Here is a 21,178-nt window from a genome sequence, read left to right as displayed (position 1 = left end):
GGCGCGGGGCTCTGCTGATGTGCGGCTCCGCCCCGTGGGCGCGACAAGCCGAGCATGCGCTCCCGCAGGTGGTTGCACCATCTAGGGGCGCGGGGAACTGCGCGACAAGCCACCCAGTGTGGTGAGTCGCTGAACGAGCAGGGCCATCCTCACAGGGAGGTTGCTCGCGCAGTTCCCCGCGCCCCTAGAGGTGCATGGCATCGCTTTGTGATCTGAGTCACCTTTTGGGCTATCTCCCCAGGTAGCTGACGGTCCGTCGAAATTACGGTTAGTCAGGTGACGAACCGTCTTCTTCTCGCTACCGCTGCCATCCTCGCCTGCGGTGGGCTGCTCGGTGCCGCAGCCGCGCCGACCGCGCCCGCGCCCACCGTGCCTGCGCCTACCGGGCCTGCCGCGCCTACCGCGCCTGCCGTGCCGGCTGCGTCCGCCGCATTCGTCGGCGCAGGGGATCCGTATCTGCCGCTTGCCGGCACCGGCGGGCTGCATGTGCGCCACTACGCACTGTCGCTCGCGTACACACCCAAGGCCCAGCACCTCGACGGCGACGCCGTCCTCTCCGCGACCGCCACGCAGGACCTCGGGGCCTTCGGTCTGGATCTGCTCGGGCTGGACGTGCACCGGGTGGTCGTCGACGGCCAGCCGGTGAGCTGGAGCAGGGACGGGCAGAAGCTGGAGGTCACCCTCGGGCGCACCGTCGCCAAGGGCGGGGACTTCACCATCGAGGTGAACTACGGCGGCAAGCCGACGCCGATCACTGACGCCGACGGTTCCCTCGACGGGTGGATCGCCGAGCCGGGGGATCACGGCGCGTTCGTCGCGGGGGAGCCGCAGGGGGCGATGACCTGGTTCCCCTGCAACTCGCATCCGATCGACAAGTCGACCTACGACGTCACCGTCACCGTCCCGGCGGGGTACACGGCCGTCTCCAACGGGGTGCTGCGCACCCAGCGCACGACGAACGGCAAAAGCACCTTCGCCTGGCACGAGTCCGCGCCGATGGCCGCGTACCTGGCCACAGCCAGTGTCGGGCGGTTCGACGTGGACCAGTACTGGACCGACTCGAAGCTGCCCGTCTACGTCGCGGTCGACCCGGCGGAGGCCGACGACGCCTTCCCGGTGCTCGACAAGCTGCCCGAGGTGATCTCCTGGGAGGCATCCCGGTTCGGGCCGTACCCGTTCGACGCGGCCGGGGCGATCGTCGCGCACGACAGCAAGATCGGCTACGCGCTGGAGTCGCAGACCCGTCCGGTCTACGACGAGGCGCCGGACATCGACACCCTGGTCCACGAGACGGCGCACCAGTGGTTCGGCGACTCGGTCACGCTGACCCAGTGGAAGGACATCTGGCTCAACGAGGGGTTCGCCACCTACACCGAGTGGCTCTGGGACGCCGACCACGGCGGCAAGTCCACCAAGGCGCGCCTCGCCGCGCTCTACGCGCTGCCGGCCAACGACCCGCTCTGGGCCTACCCGGCCGGCAATCCGGGCGACCTGCGGCACCTCTTCGGCGAGCCCAGCTACGCCCGGGGCGCGATGACGCTGGAGGAGCTGCGGGAGGCGGTCGGGGACACGGCGTTCTTCACGATCCTGAAGCGGTGGACCTCCGCACACCGCCACGGCCACGGAACCACCGCCGACTTCGAGGCGCTCAGCGCGTCCGTCTCCGGCAAGAACCTTGATTCTCTCTTCGCGACATGGCTGTACGCGTCGGGCAAACCGGCGAAGATGTGACGTGGAGAGCTGATTGGGGGCGCATGCCGCATGACTGATCTGCGCACGACAGATCTGGGCGTGACAGATCTGATCGACCGACTGCGGAAGGGTCTCCCCGAGGCCGCCGTCGTGGAGGACCCGGACGTCACGGCGTCCTACCGGACGGACATGGCGGGCTTCTGCGAGTCCGCCCCGCCCGCGTGCGTGGTGTTCCCGGAGACGGTCGAGCAGGTCCAGCACGTCATGCGGACCGCGTCCGAGCTGCACGTTCCCGTCGTGCCGCAGGGTGCGCGGACGGGGTTGTCGGGCGGAGCGAACGCGGTCGCGGGCTGCGTCGCGCTGTCGCTGGTGAAGATGGACCGGATCCTGGAGCTCGATCCGGTCAACCGGATCGCCGTGGTCGAGCCGGGCGTGGTCAACGCCGAGCTGTCGCGGGCGGCGGCCCGGCACGGGCTCAGCTATCCACCGGACCCGTCCAGCTGGGAGTCGTGCACGGTCGGCGGCAACATCGGCACCGGCGCGGGCGGCCTCTGCTGCGTCAAGTACGGCGTGACGGCCGAGTACGTGCTGGGCCTGGACGTGGTGCTGGCGGACGGTCGGCTGCTGCGGACCGGTCGCCGCACCGCCAAGGGCGTCGCCGGGTACGACCTGACGCGTCTCTTCGTCGGTGCGGAGGGCACGTTGGGCGTGGTGGTCGGCGCGGTGCTGGCGCTCCGGCCCGCGCCTCCGCCGCAGCTGGTGCTGGCGGCGGAGTTCGCCTCGACGAACGAGGCGTGCCGGGCGGTGTGCGCGGTGATGGCCGCCGGACACACACCGTCGCTGATGGAGCTGATGGACACCACGACGGTCCGCGCGGTCAACGCGATGGCGCAGATGGGCCTGCCGGACTCGACGGCCGCGCTGCTGCTGGTCGGCTTCGACAGCCTGGACCCGGCCTCCGACCTGGCGGCGGTCGGCGAGCTGTGCCGGGAGGCGGGCGCGACCGAGGTGGTCCCGGCGGTGGACAGCGGTGAGTCCGAACTGCTGCTGGAGGCACGCCGGTTGGCGCTGCCAGCGCTGGACCGGCTCGGGACGACGATGATCGACGACGTGGCGGTGCCGCGCTCCCGCCTCGGCGAGATGCTGGAGGGCGTGGACCGGATCGGGCGCGAGTTCGACCTGACGATCGGCGTCTGCGCGCACGCGGGCGACGGCAACACCCATCCGGTGGTCGTCTTCGACGCGAAGGACGAGGCGGAGACGGCGCGGGCGCGCGGATCCTTCGACGCGATCATGGCTCTGGGTCTGAGCCTGGGCGGCACGATCACCGGCGAGCACGGCGTGGGCCTGCTCAAGAAGGAGTGGCTGGCCCGGGAGTTGGGCCCGGTCGGCCTGGAGGTGCAGCGTCAGCTCAAGGGGGTCTTCGACCCGTTGGGGATCATGAACCCGGGCAAGCTGTTCTGAGCAGGACGGATGCCGATCATGAAGCGCTCGGTAGGTCAGCTCGGGGCGGGGGACTGCCAGGTCTGCACCATCGGAGCGGTGCCGTTCCAGGTGACGTAGAAGATCGAGTCGACGGTGCTGCTGACGAAGTCCACCCGGAGCCACTGGTCGCCGGTGTAGACGTGCATCGACCAGCCGCTGTCGGGCGTCGCCGAGACGAGGCTGGCGGAGGTCGTGCCCATCGCGACCACGATCCGGCCGCCGTTCGGGGTGTAGCTCGTCACCTGCCCCGAGGCGGTGGTGGTCGGCTCCGGCGAAGGCGGGGGTGAGGAGTGCCCGCGGCCCGACGGCGTGGCGGAGGGTGGGGAGGAGCGCCGGGCACTCGGCGTCGACGCGGGGGAGTGCCCCGCCGTTCCGGGGGAGGTGGGCAGCGGCGCGGGTGTCCTGGAACCGGAGCCCGTGACGGAGAGCGGCAGGGCCGACGGCTGCTGGTAACCGTCGTCGGCCAGCACGCTGTGGACGCCCAACCAGGAGACGCTCACCGCTGCCCCGGTGGCGACTGCCCAGGCGCCTGCCTGTACCAGCTCTCTTCGCACCGGGTCAGTATGCCGCGCCGGACGTGGCTCCGAGGCATCCGAGGTGCGGGGCCGGAGGTATGCGGGGGTATCCGGGGGTACGGGTTCGGGGGTACAGGTCTGGACCTCCCATGGCGTAGCGTCACGGCCATGGCAACAGTGCTCGTGGTCGAGGACGATCCATTTGTTCGGTCCGCCCTGATTCGTCACCTCTCCGACGCCGGTCACGCCGTTCGCAGTGTCGGCACCGCGTTGGAGGCGCTGCGCGAGGTCGCCCAGGTCGGCTGCGACCTGGTGATCCTCGACCTCGGCCTGCCGGACCTGGACGGCGGCGAAGCACTGAAGATGATCCGCGGCCTGACCGACACCCCGGTCATCATCTCCACCGCGCGCGACGAGGAGACCGAGATCATCCGCCTGCTCAACGACGGCGCGGACGACTACCTGGTCAAGCCCTTCTCCGCGGAACACCTGACCGCGCGGATGGCCGCCGTGCTGCGTCGCGCGGGCTCGTCGGGCGGCGGCGGGAAGATCCTCCAGGCGGGCGGCCTCCGTATCGACCTGCAACGACGCGAGGCCGTCCTCGACGGCCGGGAGCTCGACCTGACCCGGCGCGAGTTCGATCTGCTCGCCTACCTGGCGGGCCGGGTCGGCGTGGTCGTCCCCCGGCGCGAGCTGCTCGCCGAGGTCTGGCGCCAGCCCTACGGGACCGACCAGACCATCGACGTCCACCTGTCCTGGCTGCGCCGCAAGCTGGGGGAGACGGCGTCGCGCCCGCGCTACCTCCACACCGTGCGCGGCGTCGGGGTTCGCCTGGACGTGCCGGTCGACGCTCCGGACACCACGGGCGGTACCGGCAGTACGGGCGGCGCGGCGGACGCGCGATGAGATGGGCGCTGTTCAAGGTCTGCGTCGCGGTCACCACGATGGTGGCGCTGGCCTTCCTGATCCCGCTCGGCCTGATGGTCCGTGAGACCGCACGCGAGCGCGCCTTCACCGCGGCCGAGCGGCAGGCGGCGACCGTGGGCCCGGCGCTGGCCATCACCACGGACGAGAACGCGCTGCAACGCGCCCTGGCCAGCACGCAGGACGGAGCGGCCGGACTGATCGCGATCCACCTGCCGCGAGCCGGCTCGGGCTTCACCCTCGTGGGCAGGGAACGGGCGAGCGAGAGCGCGATCGACGCGGCGGCGGCCGACGGACGCAGCGGCACGACGGGTGTCGACGGCGGCTACGCGTATCTGGAGCCGGTCGCGGTGAGCGACGGCAAGGTCGCGGTGATCGAGGTCTTCATCCCGGACGCGGAGTTGACCCGGGGCGTGACGTCGGCGTGGCTGGTACTCAGCGGTGTCGCGGTGGTGCTGGTCGCGATCTCGGTCGCGGTCGCGGACCGGCTCGGCATGCGGATCGTCGGCTCCGCGCGACGCCTGGCGGGTGCGGCCCGGGCGCTGGGCACGGGCGATCTCGCCGTCCGGGTCCCGCAGGTCGACGACAGCCCGCCCGAACTTCGCGAGGCGGCCGAGGCGTTCAACGCGATGGCCGACCGTGTGGTGCACCTGATGGCTGCGGAAAGGGAGTTGGCGGCGGACCTGTCGCACCGGCTGCGCACCCCGCTGACGGTGCTGCGGCTCAACGCGGCGTCCCTCGGCGAGGGCGACCCGGCCGACCAGACGCGCGCCGCGGTCGAGCAGTTGGAACGCGAGGTCGACCAGATCATCCGCGCGGTGCGGGGCCGCGGGGGTCGCGGTGGTGGCGGAGTTCCGGCGGTCGGGAAGAGTGGCGTTTCTTGCGACGCCGCTGAGGTGATCCGGGAACGGGTCGCGTTCTGGTCCGCGCTGGCGGAGGACGAGGCCCGCGACTGGCAGCTCGCGGGTGCGGAGGGAAGGGTCCAGGTCCCGGTCGCGGCCTCGGAGTTGGGCGCGGCGTTGGACGTGATGCTGGGCAACGTCTTCCGGCACACGCCGGAGGGCACGGCCTTCGCGGTGGACGTGCACGGCACCGGCGACGGCGTCATCATCCTCGTCTCCGACGCGGGCCCCGGCATCCCCGATCCCGCCGCAGCGATGCGTCGCGGCGGCGGCGCGGAACGCGACGGCTCGACCGGCCTGGGCCTCGACATCGTTCGGCGGGTCGCGGAGAGCACGGGCGGTGACGTGGCACTCGGCCGCAGCGTGCTCGGCGGTGCGGAGGTGCGGGTCCGCCTGCTGCGGCGCGGCACGGTCCCGCCCCCGCGCCAGAGCAGGCGCATCCGCGCGCGCAGGACCTGACGAGCCACCCACGCAGCCGGCAGGCCGAACGCGCAGGGTCATCCGCACAGGGTGGTGTCTCGCGCGCGCAGTTGATCGAGCAGAGCCCCGCGCCCCTGGCTGGTGCAACCACCTCGCCTGCCCGAATAACTGGCGGAACGGTGACTTCCTTAAGCGGGCCCTAAGCCCGTACTACCGCCGCCTCAGACACCCCGAACCGTCCTCGGGAAGGGGCTAGCGTCGCGGACGTTGGATCGCGCGGCGGTGGTGACCTGGGGGGTTCCTTCGGCTCTGCCCCGGAGGGGCGCCGCGCGGTCGGTAATCCGAGCGCACCGTGGAGGTACTCCCGCATGACGAACCACGCCCGCCGATCCCGTCGTCGTCCGCGCCGCAGCGCGGTCCTCGGGGCGTCCGCCGTAGGCGTCGCGCTGATGGCCGGAGGCGCGGTCGCGCTGGCCTCGGGGGCCAACGCGGCCACCGTCGGTGCGGTCTACTCGACGACCAGCAACTGGGGCAGCGGCTACAGCGCCCAGTACGACGTCAGCAACCCGACCGGCAGCACCATCAGCAACTGGTCGCTGACCTTCGACCTGCCCGCAGGCGCGAGCATCAGCTCGCTGTGGAACGCGACCTACACCGCGAGCGGCGGCCACGTCACCGTCAAGCCCGACAGCTGGGACAGCACCCTCGCGTCCAACCAGCACGCCGTCGTCGGATTCGTCGTCAACGGCTCGGGCGCGCCCACCAACTGCACCATCAACGGCGCCGACTGCTCCACCGGCTCCGCGCCGACGCCGTCCGGGCAGCCGACCACCGGCAAGCCCACCCCCGCGCCGAGTCAGTCGTCCTCGAAGCCCAGCTCCACGCCGTCCCCGACCGCCAGTCCCAGCGCAAGCGCTACTGCCAGCGGTACCCCGACGCCGACGCCGTCCAGCACCGGGTCCGCGTCCGGGGCGGGCTTCTCGCCGTACATCGACACGTCGCTCTACCCGGCCTACGACATGGTCGCCACGGCCAAGGCGACCGGGGTGAAGAACTTCAACCTGGCGTTCATCGTCGACGGCGGCAGCTGCACGCCGATGTGGGGCGGCGTCACCGCGCTGACCAACGACGGCGTGCCGGGGCAGATAGCCGCGCTCCGCGCGATGGGCGGTGACGTGCGGGTCTCCTTCGGTGGGGCCAACGGCACCGAGCTGGCGGACTCCTGCAGCAGCGTCGGCGCGCTGACCGCCGCGTACCAGAAGGTGATCGACGCCTACGGTCTGACGAAGATCGACTTCGACGTCGAAGGCGCGGCGGCGAGCGACACCGCCGGTATCGCGCTCCGCGACCAGGCCATCGCCCAGCTCCAGGCGAACGCCAAGGCCAAGGGCAAGACGCTCGACGTCTCCTTCACCCTGCCGGTGCTGCCCTCCGGACTGGTCCAGTCCGGGACGGACCTGCTGACCAACGCCAAGACCGCCGGGGTCGACGTCTCGGCCGTGAACGTCATGGCGATGGACTACGGCGACTACGCCGCCCCGAGCCCCAGCGGCAAGATGGGCCAGTACGCGATCGACGCCGCCACCGCGACCGAGGCGCAGCTGAAGTCGATCTTCGGCTGGAGCGACGCGACCGCCTGGCAGCACGTCGCGGTCACTCCGATGATCGGCGTGAACGACACCAGCGACGAGGTCTTCACGACCGCCGACGCCACGCAGCTGGCCAAGTTCGCCGCCACCGAGCACCTCGGCTGGCTGTCGATGTGGTCCGCGGCCCGTGACGCGGAGTGTTCCGGCGGCGCGCAGAGCTACGCCTCGCCGACCTGCAGCAGCATCGTGCAGTCGCCGCTCGGCTTCACCAAGGCGTTCGGAACGTACGCGGGCTGAGCCTCGCCCCGCTGGGCCGGTCGTACACGGGCCGTGGGCGGGCAGGCGGAGCGGCGGCGCCGGTCGGGGAAACCTGACCGGCGCCGCCGCTGTCGTACCCGCAGCGTGTTCATGGGCTACTGTCACGCAGGGTATGCGACAAGGAGTGAGTGCGTGACGAGCGTCAGACGGGGTACCGGTGGTGTCCGCGAGGCCGTGCTGGCGGCCAGGGAGGCACTGCGCGAGGCGCCTCGGCGCACCACGCGGAACGCGGCCCTCGCCGCGTTCGGCTCGCTGCTGCTCTACGTGGTGATCCGGCACCTCGCCCATGTCTCGATGATCGACTCACGGGTCTACCAGGCCGAGGGCGCGGCGGTCGTGCACGGGCGCGACCTCTACCAACTGCGGGTCGGGCCGGCCACGCTGCCCGCGACCTATCCGCCGTTCGCGGCGATGCTGTTCACGCCGGTGTCCTGGCTGTCGATTTCCGCGCTCCGGATCGTCGTCACGCTGATCAACCTCGGGCAGCTCGCGGTGGTCGCGGTGCTCTGCTGCCGCTTCGCGGGCTGGCCGAGCCGGGCGTTGCGCCCGGCGACGGTGCTGCTGATCACCGGGTTCGGGGTCTGGCTGGAGCCGGTGTGGACGACGCTGCGCTACGGGCAGATCAACCTGCTGATCCTGGGCCTGATCCTGTTCGACCTGGCGCTGCCGGACAGCCGTCGCTACAAGGGCATCGCGATCGGGCTCGCGGCCGGGCTCAAGGTGACGCCCGGTCTCTTCATCGTCTACCTGCTGCTGACGCGCCGTTTCCGGGCGGCGGGGACGGCGGTCGCGTCCTTCGCGGGGACGGTGCTGCTCGGGGCGGCGGTGCTGCCGCACGCGGCCTGGACCTTCTGGACCAAGGACCTCTACATCACCAGCCGGGTCGGCAAGGAATGGATCGTCGACAACCAGTCGCTGCGCGGCCTGATGGACCGGCTCGAACTCACCATGCACAGTGGGAACCTGACGCTGGTGCTGGTCGCCGTCGTCGCCGTGGGCGGACTGGCCGTGGCCGTGCTGCTGGACCGCCGGTGCCGCCGGCTGCCCCGCAACCGGGCCTGGTCGGTGCTCACCTGTGCCGTCACCATGCTGCTGATCTCGCCGATCAGCTGGACGCACCACTGGGTCTGGTGCCTGCCGCTGATGGTCGTGCTCGGCGCGGAGGTGTCGGCGGAGCGTGCCAGGCAGCGTCGCGGCGTCGCGGCACCCGGATTCGCCGGACGGCAGTGGCGGGTGCTGGCGTGGATCACCGGGTTCGTCTTCTGCTGCTACTCGATGTGGCTGGTGCCGCACGGAAAGCTGACGACGCTGCACCTGCCGTTCTACGCACGGCCGGTGGTGTCGATCTACCCGCTCTACGGACTGGCCTTCCTGGCGCTGATGGCAGAACGCGTCCGCCGCGCGCTGCGGCGCAGCGGCGGGTTCGCCTCGGTATGGGAGCTGTGGGGCTCGTCGGACTCGCGGGTCGGCAGTGGCGGCGGAGACGGTGCGGACAGGCTGGAGCGCTCCACGTCGACGTCGGCCGTGGAGCGCTAGGCGGAGACACAAGGGTCTGACGGACAGGGCATAAGCGGGTCAGCAAGGCTGCTGCACGCAGCGCGGATCGACGGTTCACGCGCTCCCCAGCAGGTCGGCGAGGGCGCCGTCCACGTCGAGGGCCGCCTCCTCGGTCCCGGTCGGAACCAGCCGCAAGGTGCGCTCCAGCCAGGCCGCGACCGGGGCGGTGGGGGCCTCCAGCAGTGCGTCACCCGCGGGGGAGCTGAGCGCCATGCAGATCAGGTTGCGCCCGTCGGCCCGGGTCGGCCAGATCCGCACGTCACCCTGACCGCAGGCGCGGAAGACGCCCTCGACCAGCAGCTCGCGGGCGAAAACCCAGGTCACCGGGCAGTCCTGGCCGAGGTGGAAGGTCATGTGGACGGCGTAGGGGTCGTTCGCGCAGTACATCAGCAGGGCCGGGACGGGCATGCCGCGCTCGGGGGAGAGCACCAGCTGAACCGTCACCTCCTGCTGCACGCACGCGTGCGTCCGCTCGTTGTCCCGCTCGTTGCTGTGGTTGGCGGCGGCCATGACGCGCTCCTTCGGGTCCGATCGGCTGGTGCCGAGTTGCGTGACGTCGCCGGTGCCGGCGCCGTTCACAGGGGGAGAGAGCGGTCGGCGACGGTTCTTACAGCGGTTCGGGAAGTTTTTCTCGCGAGTCGCGTGGGCCGCGCGGGCTCGGTACTACGCTGGGTGACGCGGTGGGGACGCGACGTGTTCGTCGTGTCGCGATCGGACGTGCCCGGGCTTCTGCTGCCGGGCCGCCGACGGCCGAGCCGCCGCCACCGGAGTCGACAAGGCGGGTATGCATCTATGACGGTTCAGCCCCCCGGGGATCGCCCCGCGCCCGGCTACTACCCCGACCCTTCGATCCCTGGCTTCGTGCGCTACTGGGACGGCGACGGCTGGACGCCCGGCAGTGCGCGTCCCGCGCCCACGGACGGCGTGCCGCTGCCGCCTCCGCCGCGCGCGAGCTCCCGGGGACCGCTGCGGGTGGCCCCGCCTCCGCCGCCGCGTGCGGAGGAGACGGGCCCGGTCTTCCTGGATGAGACGGGCGCGGCGGCGCTGACCGTCCCGGCCGCCCCGGAGTACGGCGCCGGGGCCGCTGCGACCGTGTGGAACGCGTCGCCGGAGGCACAGCACGGGTTGCTGGAGCCGGAGGTGCCGCGCTGGGTGTCCTGGGGCGTGCCGGACGAGGCGCCCCCGGCGGTATCGGCGGCTTCGGCGGTTTCGGCTGCCTTGACGGCTTCGGCGGACGCTTCGGCTGAAGTGGAGGCGCAGCCCGCAGTCCCGACCGTGCCTGCGCGGGCGGGGGGCGGCCACTCGATCATCTCCGGCGCGCTCGACGCCGACGCCGACGGGGACGACGAGCTCGCCTCCGCGCTGCGCCTGGCGCTGAGTCAGACCCGACGGGCACATCTGCCGCCCGTGTCCTACTACGAGGCTGAGGCCTGGGCCGATCCGCACCAGGGTCACGCCCAGCCGTCCGCGCCTGTGGCAGGGACGGCGCCGAGCGTCGGCCTCCCGGCTGCTCCGCTGCCCGCCGCTCCACTGCCGCCCGCACAGGCGGGTGCGCGGCAGCCGTCGGGGTGGGAGGGGACCGGGCACCCGTCGTTCGGCAACCTCATGCTCCCGCCGGAGCCCGCCGCCCCGCCCGCTCCTCCGTCCGCCCTGCTCGCCACGCCGACGCTGCCGCGGGGGGACGAGCGGGACGGCGCAGTGACGGACAGTCAGGCCCTCAGTGTGGGCGGCCTGCCGGTCGCGGAGCGCGGTCCTGCCGTGAAGCCCGCGACGGAGCGGCGACCGGCTCCGACCATCCCGACCGCCTCGACCGCTCCGACCATCCCGAGCCTCTCGACCACGCCGACCATCCCGACCGCTCCGACGGTCCCGCAGGCTCCGCGCAGGACGGCGCGTCCGTCCGCCGACGCGTCGTCGACGCGGGTGCGCGCGTCGCAGCCGAAGGCGCGGCCTGCGCTGCTCGGGCCGCGGCTCGGGGCCCGGCTGTTGGACACCGTCGTGGCGTACGCGCTGGTCGGGGTGCTGGCCGTGGTGCTGGTCCAGCGGGTGGTGCTGCATCTCCAAGCGAAGATCAACGCCGCGCAGGTGAGCGGCTCGCCGCAGACGGTGTGGCTGCTCGACGGGACGGTGCTGGCGAACGCGGGCATCCTGCTGGCCGCACTGCTGGCGGTGGGCGTCGTCTACGAGGCGATCCCGACCGCCGCGTGGGGCCGGACGCTGGGCAAGGCGGTCTTCGGGCTGCGCGTCCTCGACTCCCGGACCCGGCAGCGGCCCGGCCTCGGACGCTGCCTGCTGCGGACGGCGGTCGCCCAGACGTCGGTCTTCGTGCTGCTGGGCGTTCTGGAGCTGATCCCCTGCGCCACCGACCGCAGGCTGCGCCAGAGCTGGCACGACAAGCTGGCGCGCACCTTCGTCGCGAAGCGGTGAGGAGGCGCTGCGGTCGGGCTGACGCTGCGTCAATCCAGGGGATGGGAGAAACACCCCAGGATCCGACAAAATGTCCAATTGGAGTGATTCACTCCTGGTATGACGACACCTGAGCCTCCGGAGCGCGGCGAGCCCGAGCAGCCGCCGTCGTTCGACAAGGACCGGCCCGGTTCAGGCGGCTCGCCGTACGACGCGCCGCCACCTCCGCCGCCCCCGCAGTCGGACCCGTACGCCAACCCCTACGCCACCCCCGGCGGTCCCGGCGGCGGGCAGCCGTCCTACACGCCGCCCGGTCCGGGCATGCAGCAGAGCGGGATGCCGCCGTTGGCGGCCCTGACCAAGCGGCTGCTCGCACAGATCATCGACTGGTTGGTGCTGGCGATCATCGCCGTTCCGCTGTCGCTCCTCGCGACCACGGCCAACAACCACGACCGCGGCGGCCTCAGTCTGACGGCCAGTCTGGTCTCCGTCTTCGCGGCCTTCCTCTACGAGGGCCTGATGCTGACCAAGGCCGGCGGTCAGACGCTGGGCATGAAGGCACTGCGGATCCGGGTCGCGGCCCTGGCCGACGGGTCCCCGCCGTTCGGCAGGATGGGCTGGATCCGGGCCGCGGTGTGGGACCTGCCGGCCCTGCTCTGCTGCCTCTGGCAGGTCGTGGACGGCGCCTGGTGCACCTGGGACCAGCCGTACCGGCAGTGCCTGCATGACAAGGCCGCCAAGACGGTCGTGGTCGACGCCTTCTGACGGTTGCTCAGTTCGTTGCTTCGCCGACTCGTTCGGACTGTTCAGTGCGCGACACGCTCCGGTTCGGGTACCCGCAGGGGCGGGGTGGCCGGGGCGTCGCCGCGAGCCACCACCTGCGTCCGCCCGCCCTGGCGCGAGGCCCCGGGGGCGGGCGCAGGACGACGGGCGCGCGGACCGTGCCGACCGCGGCGGGCGGCGGTCACCGTGCCGAGGGTGAGGCAGAGCAGGGCCAGGAGCGTGATCGCCAGGACGCTCTGCGTCCCGGAGAGCGCCAGGAGCGCGACGGTCGTGGCAACGACGGCGAGGGTGCCGACGGCGAGCTGGGAGAGAGCCGGACGTGGCATGGGGCGTTCCGTCCTTCGCATCGGGAACTGCGGGCCGCGCCACGGAACATGCGGGCCCGCCGGGGGCGGTTTCGAGCGGGGACACGTGCTGTTGATCGGCAGATACCCAGCGCATGTGCCGATCAGCCCAAGGTGACCGAGCGGGCCGATGCACGGGGGGCGCACGGGCTCACTCCCGGCCTCGCTCCTGCCCCTTCCCCGGCTCGGGCGGCCTCTTCCCCTGCCCTCCCGGACCTGCGCGATCAGTCGGTGACCACGACCGGATCACCCGTCAGTTCCACACCCGCCGCCCGGAGTTCGTCGAGCGCGGCGTCCGTTGTGGCCTTGGCCACACCCGCCGTCAGGTCCAGCAGCACCCGCGTGGTGAACCCCTCGCGGACCGCGTCCAGGGCGGTCGCCCTCACGCAGTGGTCGGTGGCGATGCCGACCACGTCCACCTCGGTGACGTGGTGCTCGCGCAGCCAGTCGCCGAGCCCGACGCTGTGCTCGTTGCGGCCCTCGAAGCCGCTGTAGGCGGCGGCGTGGGCGCCCTTGTCGAAGACGGCCTCGACCCCGCCCGAGGTGACGGCAGGGGCGAAGTTCGGGTGGAAGCCGACGCCCTCGGTCCCGGCGACGCAGTGGACCGGCCAGGTGTGGACGAAGTCCGGCTCGGCCGAGAAGTGGGCCCCGGGGTCGATGTGGTGGTCCCGGGTGGCGACCACGTGGTCGTAGCCGGAGGCGCTCTCGGCGACCAGGTCGGTGATCGCCGCGGCCACCTCCGCGCCCCCGGTGACCGGCAGGCTGCCGCCCTCGCAGAAGTCGTTCTGCACGTCGACGATGATCAGTGCGCGGCGCATGGCTCCGACTCTCCTTGGCACGTCCTGTAGTAGGCAGGGTCCGTTGAAAGCAGCGTAGGGAGGGAAGCGGTGTTGCGCGAGAGGTGGACTGGACCAGTTGTCCATCGTGTTGTGTGTGGTCGTTCCGTGCTCATCGAACGTCCCCCGTTCGTCCTTCGGATCGGTGCTAGGTTCAGCCTTTGACGTACTCGGTCGGGATGACCGGGTCGCCCTTGGACAACTGGGTGGCCGACAGCGGCAGTTGGCCGCGCGACCGAAGGTGGCGGCGGCGCGCGTCGCCCAGCGGCTCGCGGCCGACGACCTCGCCGCCGCGGATCAGCTCGCGGTGGAGCAGCCTGTCCCGCAGCGGCTCCGGCACCGGGCCGGTGCCGACCACCTCGCACTCGGCCACGCCCTCGGCGTCGAGGCGGCGGGCCGCCCATTTGCGGCCGCCGCGGCTGACCTTGGCGCCCGCCGAGCGCTTGGCCACCGGCACCAGCGCGGCGTCCGGGTCGGCGGAGGCGCCGCGCGCGACCAGCTTGTAGACCATGGCGCAGGTCGGCTGGCCGCTGCCGGTGACCAGCGAGGTGCCGACGCCGTAGGCGTCGACGGGGGCGGCGGCCAGCGCGGCGATGGCGTACTCGTCGAGGTCGCTGGTGACCACGATCTTCGTCTTGTGCGCGCCCAGTTCGTCCAGCTGGCGGCGGACGCGGTGGGCCAGCATCAGCAGGTCGCCGGAGTCGATCCGGACCGCGCCGAGCTCCGGCCCGGCCACGTCGATCGCGGTGCGGACGGCCTCGCTGACGTCGTAGGTGTCGATCAGCAGCGTGGTGCCGCGACCCATGGACTCGATCTGGGCGGTGAACGCGCCGCGCTCGGTGTCGTGGAGCAGTGTGAACGCGTGCGCGGCCGTGCCGGTGGTCGGGATGCCGTACTGGAAGCCCGCCTGCAGGTCGGAGGTGGCGTTGAACCCGGCGACGTAGGCGGCGCGGGCGGCGGAGACGGCGGACGCCTCGTGGGTGCGCCGGGCGCCCATCTCGATCATCGGCCGGTCGCCCGCGGCGGCGGCCATCCGGGAGGCCGCGGCGGCGATGGCGGAGTCGTGGTTGAGGATCGACAGGATCGCCGTCTCCAGGATCACCGCCTCGGCGAAGGTGCCCTCGACCACGAGCAGCGGCGAGCCCGGGAAGTAGCACTCGCCCTCGCCGTAGCCGCGGATGCTGCCGTTGAAGCGGTAGTCCGCCAGCCAGCGCAGCGTGTCGTCGTCGACGACGCCCTGGTCGGCGAGCCAGTCCAGCTGCGGGGTGGTGAAGCGGAAGTTCTCGACCGCATCCAGCACGCGCCCGGTCCCGGCGGCCACGCCGTAGCGGCGGCCCTCGGGCAGGCGGCGGGTGAACACCTCGAACACCGAGTGGCGGTGCGCCGCGCCACTGCGCAGCGCGGCCTGGAGCATGGTGAGCTCGTAGCGGTCGGTCAGCAGGGCGGTCGACGCGGCGGTGGGCGTCGACGCCTGGACAGGAGATACCTGCACAGCATCCATGGACATCATCGTACCGCAGATACTCGTCACTTTGACGATTACTCGGATGCGGTCACCCGTACGGGGGCGGAATCGCTTTGGGATCGCCCGGATGGCAGCATGGACAGTGCAGTCGACAGGAGCCCGAGGGAGTGCAAGTCGTGAGCGTCGCTCCGGTTGAGATCGAGCGCACCGAGTCCGAGCAGGCCCCCTTCGCGGTGCCGGATCCCGACATCCCATGGGTCACGATCGTCCACAACGACCCTGTTAACTTGATGTCCTACGTCGTCTACGTCTTCCAGACGTACTTCGGCTACCCCAAGGAGAAGGCCCGTCAACTGATGCTCGACGTGCATCACAAGGGGCGTGCCACCGTCTCCAGCGGGACCCGCGAGGAGATGGAGCGGGACGTTCAGGCGATGCACGGCTACGGGCTGTGGGCCACGCTGCAGCACGACAAGTGACGGGCAATAGGCACGAGTAGATGACTGGTCTGTTCAAGCGCGCCCACGGCGGCGGCGCGCAGCTCACCCTCGACCCGATCGAGGCGTCCATCCTGCGCAACCTCACGGTGCAGATGCTGGAGCTGATCGGCCCCGGCCCCGGCGGCGACTCCGCCACGGAGGAGTACGACCCGCTGGCGGCGCTGTTCACCGAGGGCCCGAGCGTGCCGCCGACCGACCCGGCGCTGGCCCGGCTCTTCCCCGACGCGTACGCGGAGGGCCCGGAGGCCGAGTCGGCGTCGTCCGAGTTCCGCAGGTTCACCGAGAACGACCTGCGCGCGAAGAAGCGCGAGGACGCGCTGGCGCTGGTCCGTGCGCTGGACGCGGCGGAGCAGGATCGCCGCGGGCGCCCGGTCCTCAAGCTGGACCCCGCCGCGTGTGGGCACGCGCTGAGCACGCTGAACGACCTGCGCCTCACGCTGGGCTCCCGCCTGGAGGTCTCCGAGGACGACGACTCCCTCTACCGCCTGCCGGACGAGGACGAGCGGAAGCCGCTGGTCATGGCGTACCTGTGGCTGGGGGGACTGCAGGAGTCCCTGCTGGACGTGCTGATGTCCTAGAGGGGACCTTTGTCCTCAAGGGGAGGTGGCAAGCGGGGCCGCATATCAGCAGAGCCCCGCGCCCCCGGGCAGTTGCCACTCACCCGTCTGCCTATCCTTGCGGCATGTTGACCATCACCCGCGAGCTTCGCGACGCGATCGTCGCCCACGCACGTGCCGATCATCCCGACGAGGCCTGTGGCGTCATCGCCGGGCCTGTCGGCTCCGGCCGACCGGCGCGGTACATCCCGATGCTGAACGCCGCCCGGTCGCCCACGTTCTACGAGTTCGACTCGGGTGACCTGCTGAAGCTCTACCGCGAGATGGACGACCGCGACGAGGAGCCCGTCGTGATCTACCACTCGCACACCGCCACCGAGGCCTATCCCTCCCGGACCGACGTGTCCTACGCGTCCGAGCCCAACGCCCACTACGTGCTCGTCTCCACCGCCGAGTGCGGCACCGAGGAGGGCCCCTTCCAGTTCCGTTCGTTCCGCATTGTGGACGGCGTGATCACAGAGGAAGACGTCGAGGTCGTCGGGAGCTACGCCTGAACCGTCGCGAAGGGCCCGCCGAACACCGGCGGGCCCTTGCGTATGTCGGTATGCAAGACGGATCCGTCCGTGGAGTGGGACGGGGATCCCGTTCAGGGGTCGGGAATCTATACGATGACGGCATGCGTTCCGTCGACATGAGCCTTTGCGCGCCCGACACCCGCCTTGTGGCGCGGCTGCATGTCGACCTGTGCCGCCTTGCCAGCGCCATCTGTCGCGTCGCCGCCTGAGCCTGCCGAACGCCCGCCGTCCGCCAGGACGCCAGTCCCAACGAAACGCCCGTCCGCGCCTCGCCGCGGTCGCCGAGCGTGCCGAGCCTTCCGCCTCTCCCACCGAGACGACCACCCTGGAGTGCAGCCATGGCCATCGAGGTCCGCATCCCGACCATCCTCCGCACCTACACCGACGGCGCCAAGGCCGTCGAGGGCAGCGGCGCCACCCTCGACGCCCTCTTCAGCGACCTCGACGGCCGCCACCCCGGCCTGCGTGAGCGTCTCGTCGACGCGGGTGAGCTGCGGCGTTTCGTCAACGTCTACCTGAACGACGAGGACGTCCGCTTCCTGGACGGCATCAACACCGCGGTCGCCGCGGGCGACAACGTGACGATCCTGCCCGCCGTCGCGGGCGGCGCGCGCTGAGATGAAGTACGACACCCCCCTCGAAGCCGTCGGCAACACCCCCCTCGTCGGTCTGCCGCGCATCAGCGCGAGCGTGCCGGGCAACGAGGCGGGTGTCGTACGCCTCTGGGCCAAGCTGGAGGACCGCAATCCGACCGGCTCGATCAAGGACCGCCCCGCGCTGCACATGATCGAGCGGGCCGAGGCGTCCGGCCGGCTCACGCCCGGTTGCACCATCCTGGAGCCCACCAGCGGCAACACGGGCATCTCGCTGGCGATGGCCGCCAAGCTCAAGGGCTACCGGATGGTCTGCGTGATGCCCGAGAACACCAGCGAGGAGCGGCGCGAGCTGCTGCGGATGTGGGGCGCGGAGGTCATCTCCTCCCCGGCCGCCGGTGGTTCCAACACCGCCGTCCGCGTCGCCAAGGAGCTCTCCGCCGAGCACCCCGACTGGGTGATGCTCTACCAGTACGGCAACCCGGACAACGCGGGCGCCCACTACGCCGGCACCGGCCCGGAGATCCTCGCCGATCTGCCGACCGTCACCCACTTCGTCGCGGGCCTCGGCACCACCGGCACCCTGATGGGCGTCGGCCGGTACCTGCGCGAGAAGGTGCCGGGCGTTCAGATCGTGGCCGCAGAGCCGCGCTACGACGACCTGGTCTACGGCCTGCGCAACCTCGACGAGGGTTTCGTGCCCGAGCTCTACGACGCCGAGGTGCTCACCACGCGCTTCTCCGTCGGCTCGGCGGACGCCGTCCAGCGCACCCGCGAGCTGCTGCAGTTGGAGGGCATCTTCGCGGGTGTCTCCACCGGCGCGATCCTGCACGCGGCGATCGGCGTCGCCCGCAAGGCCGCGAAGGCGGGGGAGCGGGCCGACGTGGTCTTCGTGGTCGCGGACGGCGGCTGGAAGTACCTGTCCACCGGGATCTACACCGCCGAGACGACCGAGGAGGCCGTCGAGGCGCTCCAAGGCCAGCTCTGGGCGTAGGCCGTGTTTTAGAACCCCCGCCGGGCCCGCGACGTCTGGTACCGCACCTCGCTGCGTTGTCGGGCTCGGCCAAGTACACCCAGTACGAGGCCGACCCTCGGCCTTGCGATGCACGGCACCAGACGCCGCGGGCTGATCCGGCGGGGGTTCTAAAACACGGCCTGGACGTCCCCCTTCGTAAGACCGCGCCGGACTCGGTTTCTTTGTCCGTTTCCTGCCCTGAAACCGTCACAGAACGCCCACAGCCACGTATGCCGTGACCTTCTTCTCGTTGGGCCGGAAAACGCTGGAGATCCAGCGCTTTCCGCGTCCGACGGAGGAGGCCCCCATGAGCGCCGCTGACCTGTGGTCCTACCGGGAGATCGCCGCGCACATCGGCGTCCAGCCCGAGACCGTCAAGTCGTACCGCCGGCAGGGCATCCTCCCCGCCCCGGACGTGGTGACCTCGTTCGGTCAGCCGCGCTGGTACGCGGACACGATTCGTTCATGGGTACGACGACGACCACACAACCGCCGTTGAGCGCCGCGCCCGCTCCGGCGTGCCGCGCTGCCTCGTCCTGGTGATTCCGAACACAACCGGCCCGGGTGACAGCGACCGTGACGTTCCGCCGCTCTACTCTCGAACCTCCACGACCCCACCGCAATGGAGCGGCGGGTGTGAGCACGCGGAGGGCACGGCATGGAACTGACTGTGGTGGGGAGCGCCGGGAGCTTTCCCTCAGCTGATTCCCCCTGCTCCTGCTACCTGATCCAGGCGGAGGGCTTCACCCTGGTCGTCGACCTGGGCAACGGGGCGCTCGGCGCGCTGCAGAAGTACATCGGCCTCTACGACGTCGACGCGGTCCTGCTCAGCCACCTCCACGCGGACCACTGCGTGGACATGTGCGCGTACTACGTCGCCCGCAACTACCGCTTCGAGGGCTGCCCGGACCCGGTCCCGGTCTACGGACCCACCGGCACGGCCGAGCGGCTGGCCCGCGCCTACGACATGGACGAGCAGCCGGGCATGAAGGAGGTCTTCGACTTCCGCACGCTCAGCGACGGCAGTTTCGAGCTCGGGCCGCTGACCGTCACCGCGGCCCGGGTCGCGCACCCGGTCGAGGCCTACGCCTTCCGGTTCACGCACGCGGGCCGGTCCTTCGTCTACACCGGCGACACCGGTCCGTGCGAGCAGCTGGTCACCCTCTCCCAGGGCGTCGACCTGCTCCTCTCCGAGGCCGCGTACACGTACGGCAAGGAGGAGTTCAGCGGCGTCCACCTGAACGGCCGTCAGGCCGGAGAGCTGGCCCGGAGCGCGGGCGTCGGCCGCCTGGTGCTGACCCACATCCCGGTGTGGACGGACCCGCAGCGCAACGCCTCGGACGCGGCCGTGGAGTACAGCGGCCCGGTCGAGCTGGCTCGACCGGGCGCGGTGTACACGTTCTGACGGTTTCTCAGCCGGCGCCGGCCGAGGCCGTCAGGCCTTGGTGACGTCCTCGATCTCCTCCTCGGGCTCGCGGCCCGGGGTGGTGAGGTTGAACTTCACGATGGCGAAGCGGAAGAGCACGTAGTAGACCACCGCGAAGCAGAGGCCGATCGGGATGATCAGCCACGGCTTGGTCGCGAAGTGCCAGTTGAGCACGTAGTCCAGCAGGCCTGCCGAGAAGGTGAAGCCGTGGTGGACGCCGAGCGCCCAGGTGATCGCCATCGACGCGCCGGTCAGCAGCGCGTGGATCACGAAGAGCACCGGCGCGATGAACATGAACGAGAACTCGATCGGCTCGGTCACGCCCGTGACGAAGGCGGTCAGCGCCACCGACATCATCATGCCCGCGACCACCTTGCGGCGCTCCGGACGCGCGGTGTGCACGATGGCGAGCGCGGCAGCCGGAAGGCCGAACATCATGATCGGGTAGAAGCCGCCCATGAACTGACCGGCCGTCGGGTCGCCCGCGAAGAAGCGGTTCAGGTCGCCGTGGACACCGTGGTAGGTGCCGACCTGCTGCCAGAAGAAGGTGTTCACGAACTGGTGCATGCCGATCGGCAGCAGCAGACGGTTGACCACGCCGAAGATGCCGGCGCCCAGCCAGCCCAGGCCGATCAGCCAGTTGGAGAAGTGGTTCAGGCCGTCGCCGACCGGGCCCCAGGTGAGGCCGAAGAAGACGCCGACCAGGGTGCCGACGAAGGCCATCAGGATCGGGACGAGACGGCGGCCGTTGAAGAAGCCGAGCCAGTCGACCAGCTTGGTGCGGTGGTAACGCTGCCAGAGCACGCCGGTCAGCAGGCCGATCACGATGCCGCCGAGGACGCCCGGATCCTGCGGGGTGCCCGTCGGGGTCGCGGCGGTGACGGTGCCGGCGGCGGGGAACGCGGTCAGCACGTTGTGGTAGACGAGGTAGCCCACCAGCGCGGCGAGCGCGGTCGAGCCGTCGGCCTTCTTGGCGAAGCCGATCGCCACGCCGACGCAGAAGAGCAGCGGCATGTTGTCGAAGACGCTCTGCCCCGCCGCGGCGAAGACGGTGGCGACCTTGCCCCAGTGCAGCCCCTGCGCGCCGAACACGTCGGGCTGACCCAGGCGCAGCAGGATACCTGCGGCCGGAAGGACGGCGATCGGCAGCTGAAGGCTTCGGCCCAGCTTCTGGAGGCCCTGGAAGAGGCCCGAGCCCCGCTTCTTTGCGGGGGCCACCGTGCCTGCGTCGGTGGTTGCGCTCATGGTGTTCCCTTTGTGACAAGAATGGTCTACA

Annotated in this window: 22 protein-coding genes; 16 read left to right on the top strand and 6 right to left on the bottom strand. The window is 71.2% G+C overall.

Features of this window, described 5'->3' with window-relative positions; translation table 11 throughout:
- The first annotated feature begins 276 nt into the window (after positions 1–276).
- On the top strand, positions 277–1,731 hold the full coding sequence (locus tag ABH940_RS31385; protein WP_370106822.1) for a M1 family metallopeptidase: 1,455 nt from the start codon (positions 277–279) through the stop codon (positions 1,729–1,731).
- Between the two features lie 30 nt (positions 1,732–1,761).
- Positions 1,762–3,156, top strand: coding sequence for an FAD-binding oxidoreductase (locus tag ABH940_RS31380; RefSeq protein WP_370067881.1), 1,395 nt, complete (start codon positions 1,762–1,764; stop codon positions 3,154–3,156).
- Positions 3,157–3,191: 35 nt separating this feature from the next.
- Here the strand turns inward: ABH940_RS31380 and ABH940_RS31375 are convergent, their stop codons facing one another.
- A complete protein-coding gene (locus tag ABH940_RS31375; protein WP_370067879.1) occupies positions 3,192–3,731 on the bottom strand; it encodes a hypothetical protein in 540 nt (179 codons plus the stop codon).
- Between the two features lie 129 nt (positions 3,732–3,860).
- On the opposite strand from ABH940_RS31375, the gene ABH940_RS31370 reads away from it, so the two are divergent.
- The 4 genes from ABH940_RS31370 to ABH940_RS31355 all read left to right on the top strand — a co-directional run bounded on the left by ABH940_RS31370 (position 3,861) and on the right by ABH940_RS31355 (position 9,381).
- A complete protein-coding gene (locus ABH940_RS31370; protein WP_370067877.1) occupies positions 3,861–4,598 on the top strand; it encodes a response regulator transcription factor in 738 nt (245 codons plus the stop codon).
- A complete protein-coding gene (locus ABH940_RS31365) occupies positions 4,595–5,977 on the top strand; it encodes a sensor histidine kinase (protein ID WP_370067875.1) in 1,383 nt (460 codons plus the stop codon). Before ABH940_RS31370 ends, ABH940_RS31365 begins: the two co-directional genes overlap by 4 nt.
- A gap of 329 nt (positions 5,978–6,306) precedes the next feature.
- Complete coding sequence (locus ABH940_RS31360; protein WP_370067873.1) at positions 6,307–7,824, top strand: cellulose binding domain-containing protein; 1,518 nt, start codon at positions 6,307–6,309, stop codon at positions 7,822–7,824.
- 153 nt (positions 7,825–7,977) lie between these two features.
- On the top strand, positions 7,978–9,381 hold the full coding sequence (locus ABH940_RS31355) for a glycosyltransferase 87 family protein (RefSeq protein ID WP_370067871.1): 1,404 nt from the start codon (positions 7,978–7,980) through the stop codon (positions 9,379–9,381).
- A 75-nt stretch (positions 9,382–9,456) separates the two neighbouring features.
- On the opposite strand, the gene ABH940_RS31350 is transcribed toward ABH940_RS31355, so the two are convergent.
- Entirely contained in the window at positions 9,457–9,912 is a 456-nt protein-coding gene (locus ABH940_RS31350; protein WP_370067869.1) for an SsgA family sporulation/cell division regulator, read from the bottom strand.
- 282 nt (positions 9,913–10,194) lie between these two features.
- Between ABH940_RS31350 and ABH940_RS31345 the strand changes: the two genes are divergently transcribed.
- Positions 10,195–11,829 carry an RDD family protein gene (locus ABH940_RS31345; protein WP_370067867.1) on the top strand — a complete coding sequence of 545 codons (1,635 nt, stop codon included), beginning with the start codon at positions 10,195–10,197 and terminating at the stop codon, positions 11,827–11,829.
- A gap of 99 nt (positions 11,830–11,928) precedes the next feature.
- Positions 11,929–12,573 carry an RDD family protein gene (locus tag ABH940_RS31340; protein WP_370067865.1) on the top strand — a complete coding sequence of 215 codons (645 nt, stop codon included), beginning with the start codon at positions 11,929–11,931 and terminating at the stop codon, positions 12,571–12,573.
- A 41-nt stretch (positions 12,574–12,614) separates the two neighbouring features.
- Here ABH940_RS31340 and ABH940_RS31335 read toward each other — a convergent pair whose 3' ends face one another.
- From ABH940_RS31335 to ABH940_RS31325, 3 genes are all read right to left on the bottom strand, one after another.
- Complete coding sequence (locus ABH940_RS31335) at positions 12,615–12,917, bottom strand: hypothetical protein (RefSeq protein WP_370067863.1); 303 nt, start codon at positions 12,915–12,917, stop codon at positions 12,615–12,617.
- A 242-nt stretch (positions 12,918–13,159) separates the two neighbouring features.
- Positions 13,160–13,753, bottom strand: a complete 594-nt coding sequence (locus ABH940_RS31330) for a nicotinamidase (protein ID WP_370067861.1) — start codon at positions 13,751–13,753, stop codon at positions 13,160–13,162.
- 172 nt (positions 13,754–13,925) lie between these two features.
- The gene (locus ABH940_RS31325; protein ID WP_370067859.1) at positions 13,926–15,272 is read right to left on the bottom strand and encodes a nicotinate phosphoribosyltransferase; all 1,347 of its coding nucleotides are present in this window, start codon (positions 15,270–15,272) and stop codon (positions 13,926–13,928) included.
- 131 nt (positions 15,273–15,403) lie between these two features.
- Here ABH940_RS31325 and clpS point away from each other — a divergent pair, with 131 nt between their 5' ends.
- The 8 genes from clpS (at position 15,404) to ABH940_RS31285 (ending at position 19,881) form a co-directional block, all read left to right on the top strand.
- Positions 15,404–15,715, top strand: a complete 312-nt coding sequence (gene clpS / locus ABH940_RS31320) for an ATP-dependent Clp protease adapter ClpS (protein ID WP_370067857.1) — start codon at positions 15,404–15,406, stop codon at positions 15,713–15,715.
- 20 nt (positions 15,716–15,735) lie between these two features.
- On the top strand, positions 15,736–16,314 hold the full coding sequence (locus ABH940_RS31315) for a DUF2017 domain-containing protein (RefSeq protein ID WP_370067855.1): 579 nt from the start codon (positions 15,736–15,738) through the stop codon (positions 16,312–16,314).
- Positions 16,315–16,418: 104 nt separating this feature from the next.
- The gene (locus ABH940_RS31310; RefSeq protein ID WP_370067853.1) at positions 16,419–16,847 is read left to right on the top strand and encodes a Mov34/MPN/PAD-1 family protein; all 429 of its coding nucleotides are present in this window, start codon (positions 16,419–16,421) and stop codon (positions 16,845–16,847) included.
- Positions 16,848–16,969: 122 nt separating this feature from the next.
- Positions 16,970–17,077 carry a putative leader peptide gene (locus ABH940_RS31305; protein ID WP_370067850.1) on the top strand — a complete coding sequence of 36 codons (108 nt, stop codon included), beginning with the start codon at positions 16,970–16,972 and terminating at the stop codon, positions 17,075–17,077.
- 129 nt (positions 17,078–17,206) lie between these two features.
- On the top strand, positions 17,207–17,485 hold the full coding sequence (locus ABH940_RS31300) for a MoaD/ThiS family protein (protein ID WP_370067847.1): 279 nt from the start codon (positions 17,207–17,209) through the stop codon (positions 17,483–17,485).
- Position 17,486: 1 nt separating this feature from the next.
- Positions 17,487–18,455 (top strand): PLP-dependent cysteine synthase family protein, encoded by a 969-nt coding sequence (locus ABH940_RS31295; protein WP_370067845.1) that lies wholly within the window; start codon positions 17,487–17,489, stop codon positions 18,453–18,455.
- A 328-nt stretch (positions 18,456–18,783) separates the two neighbouring features.
- The gene (locus ABH940_RS31290) at positions 18,784–18,975 is read left to right on the top strand and encodes a MarR family transcriptional regulator (RefSeq protein ID WP_370067843.1); all 192 of its coding nucleotides are present in this window, start codon (positions 18,784–18,786) and stop codon (positions 18,973–18,975) included.
- 159 nt (positions 18,976–19,134) lie between these two features.
- Entirely contained in the window at positions 19,135–19,881 is a 747-nt protein-coding gene (locus ABH940_RS31285; protein WP_370067841.1) for an MBL fold metallo-hydrolase, read from the top strand.
- A gap of 30 nt (positions 19,882–19,911) precedes the next feature.
- On the opposite strand, the gene ABH940_RS31280 is transcribed toward ABH940_RS31285, so the two are convergent.
- On the bottom strand, positions 19,912–21,147 hold the full coding sequence (locus ABH940_RS31280; RefSeq protein WP_370106821.1) for a PTS transporter subunit EIIC: 1,236 nt from the start codon (positions 21,145–21,147) through the stop codon (positions 19,912–19,914).
- Positions 21,148–21,178: the final 31 nt, after the last annotated feature.

Origin of the sequence: Streptacidiphilus sp. BW17 (assembly GCF_041262485.1) — a bacterium.
GTDB lineage: Bacteria > Actinomycetota > Actinomycetes > Streptomycetales > Streptomycetaceae > Streptacidiphilus.
The sequence above is the reverse complement of the archived record's forward strand: the minus strand, read 5'-3'. Positions and strand labels throughout refer to the sequence as shown.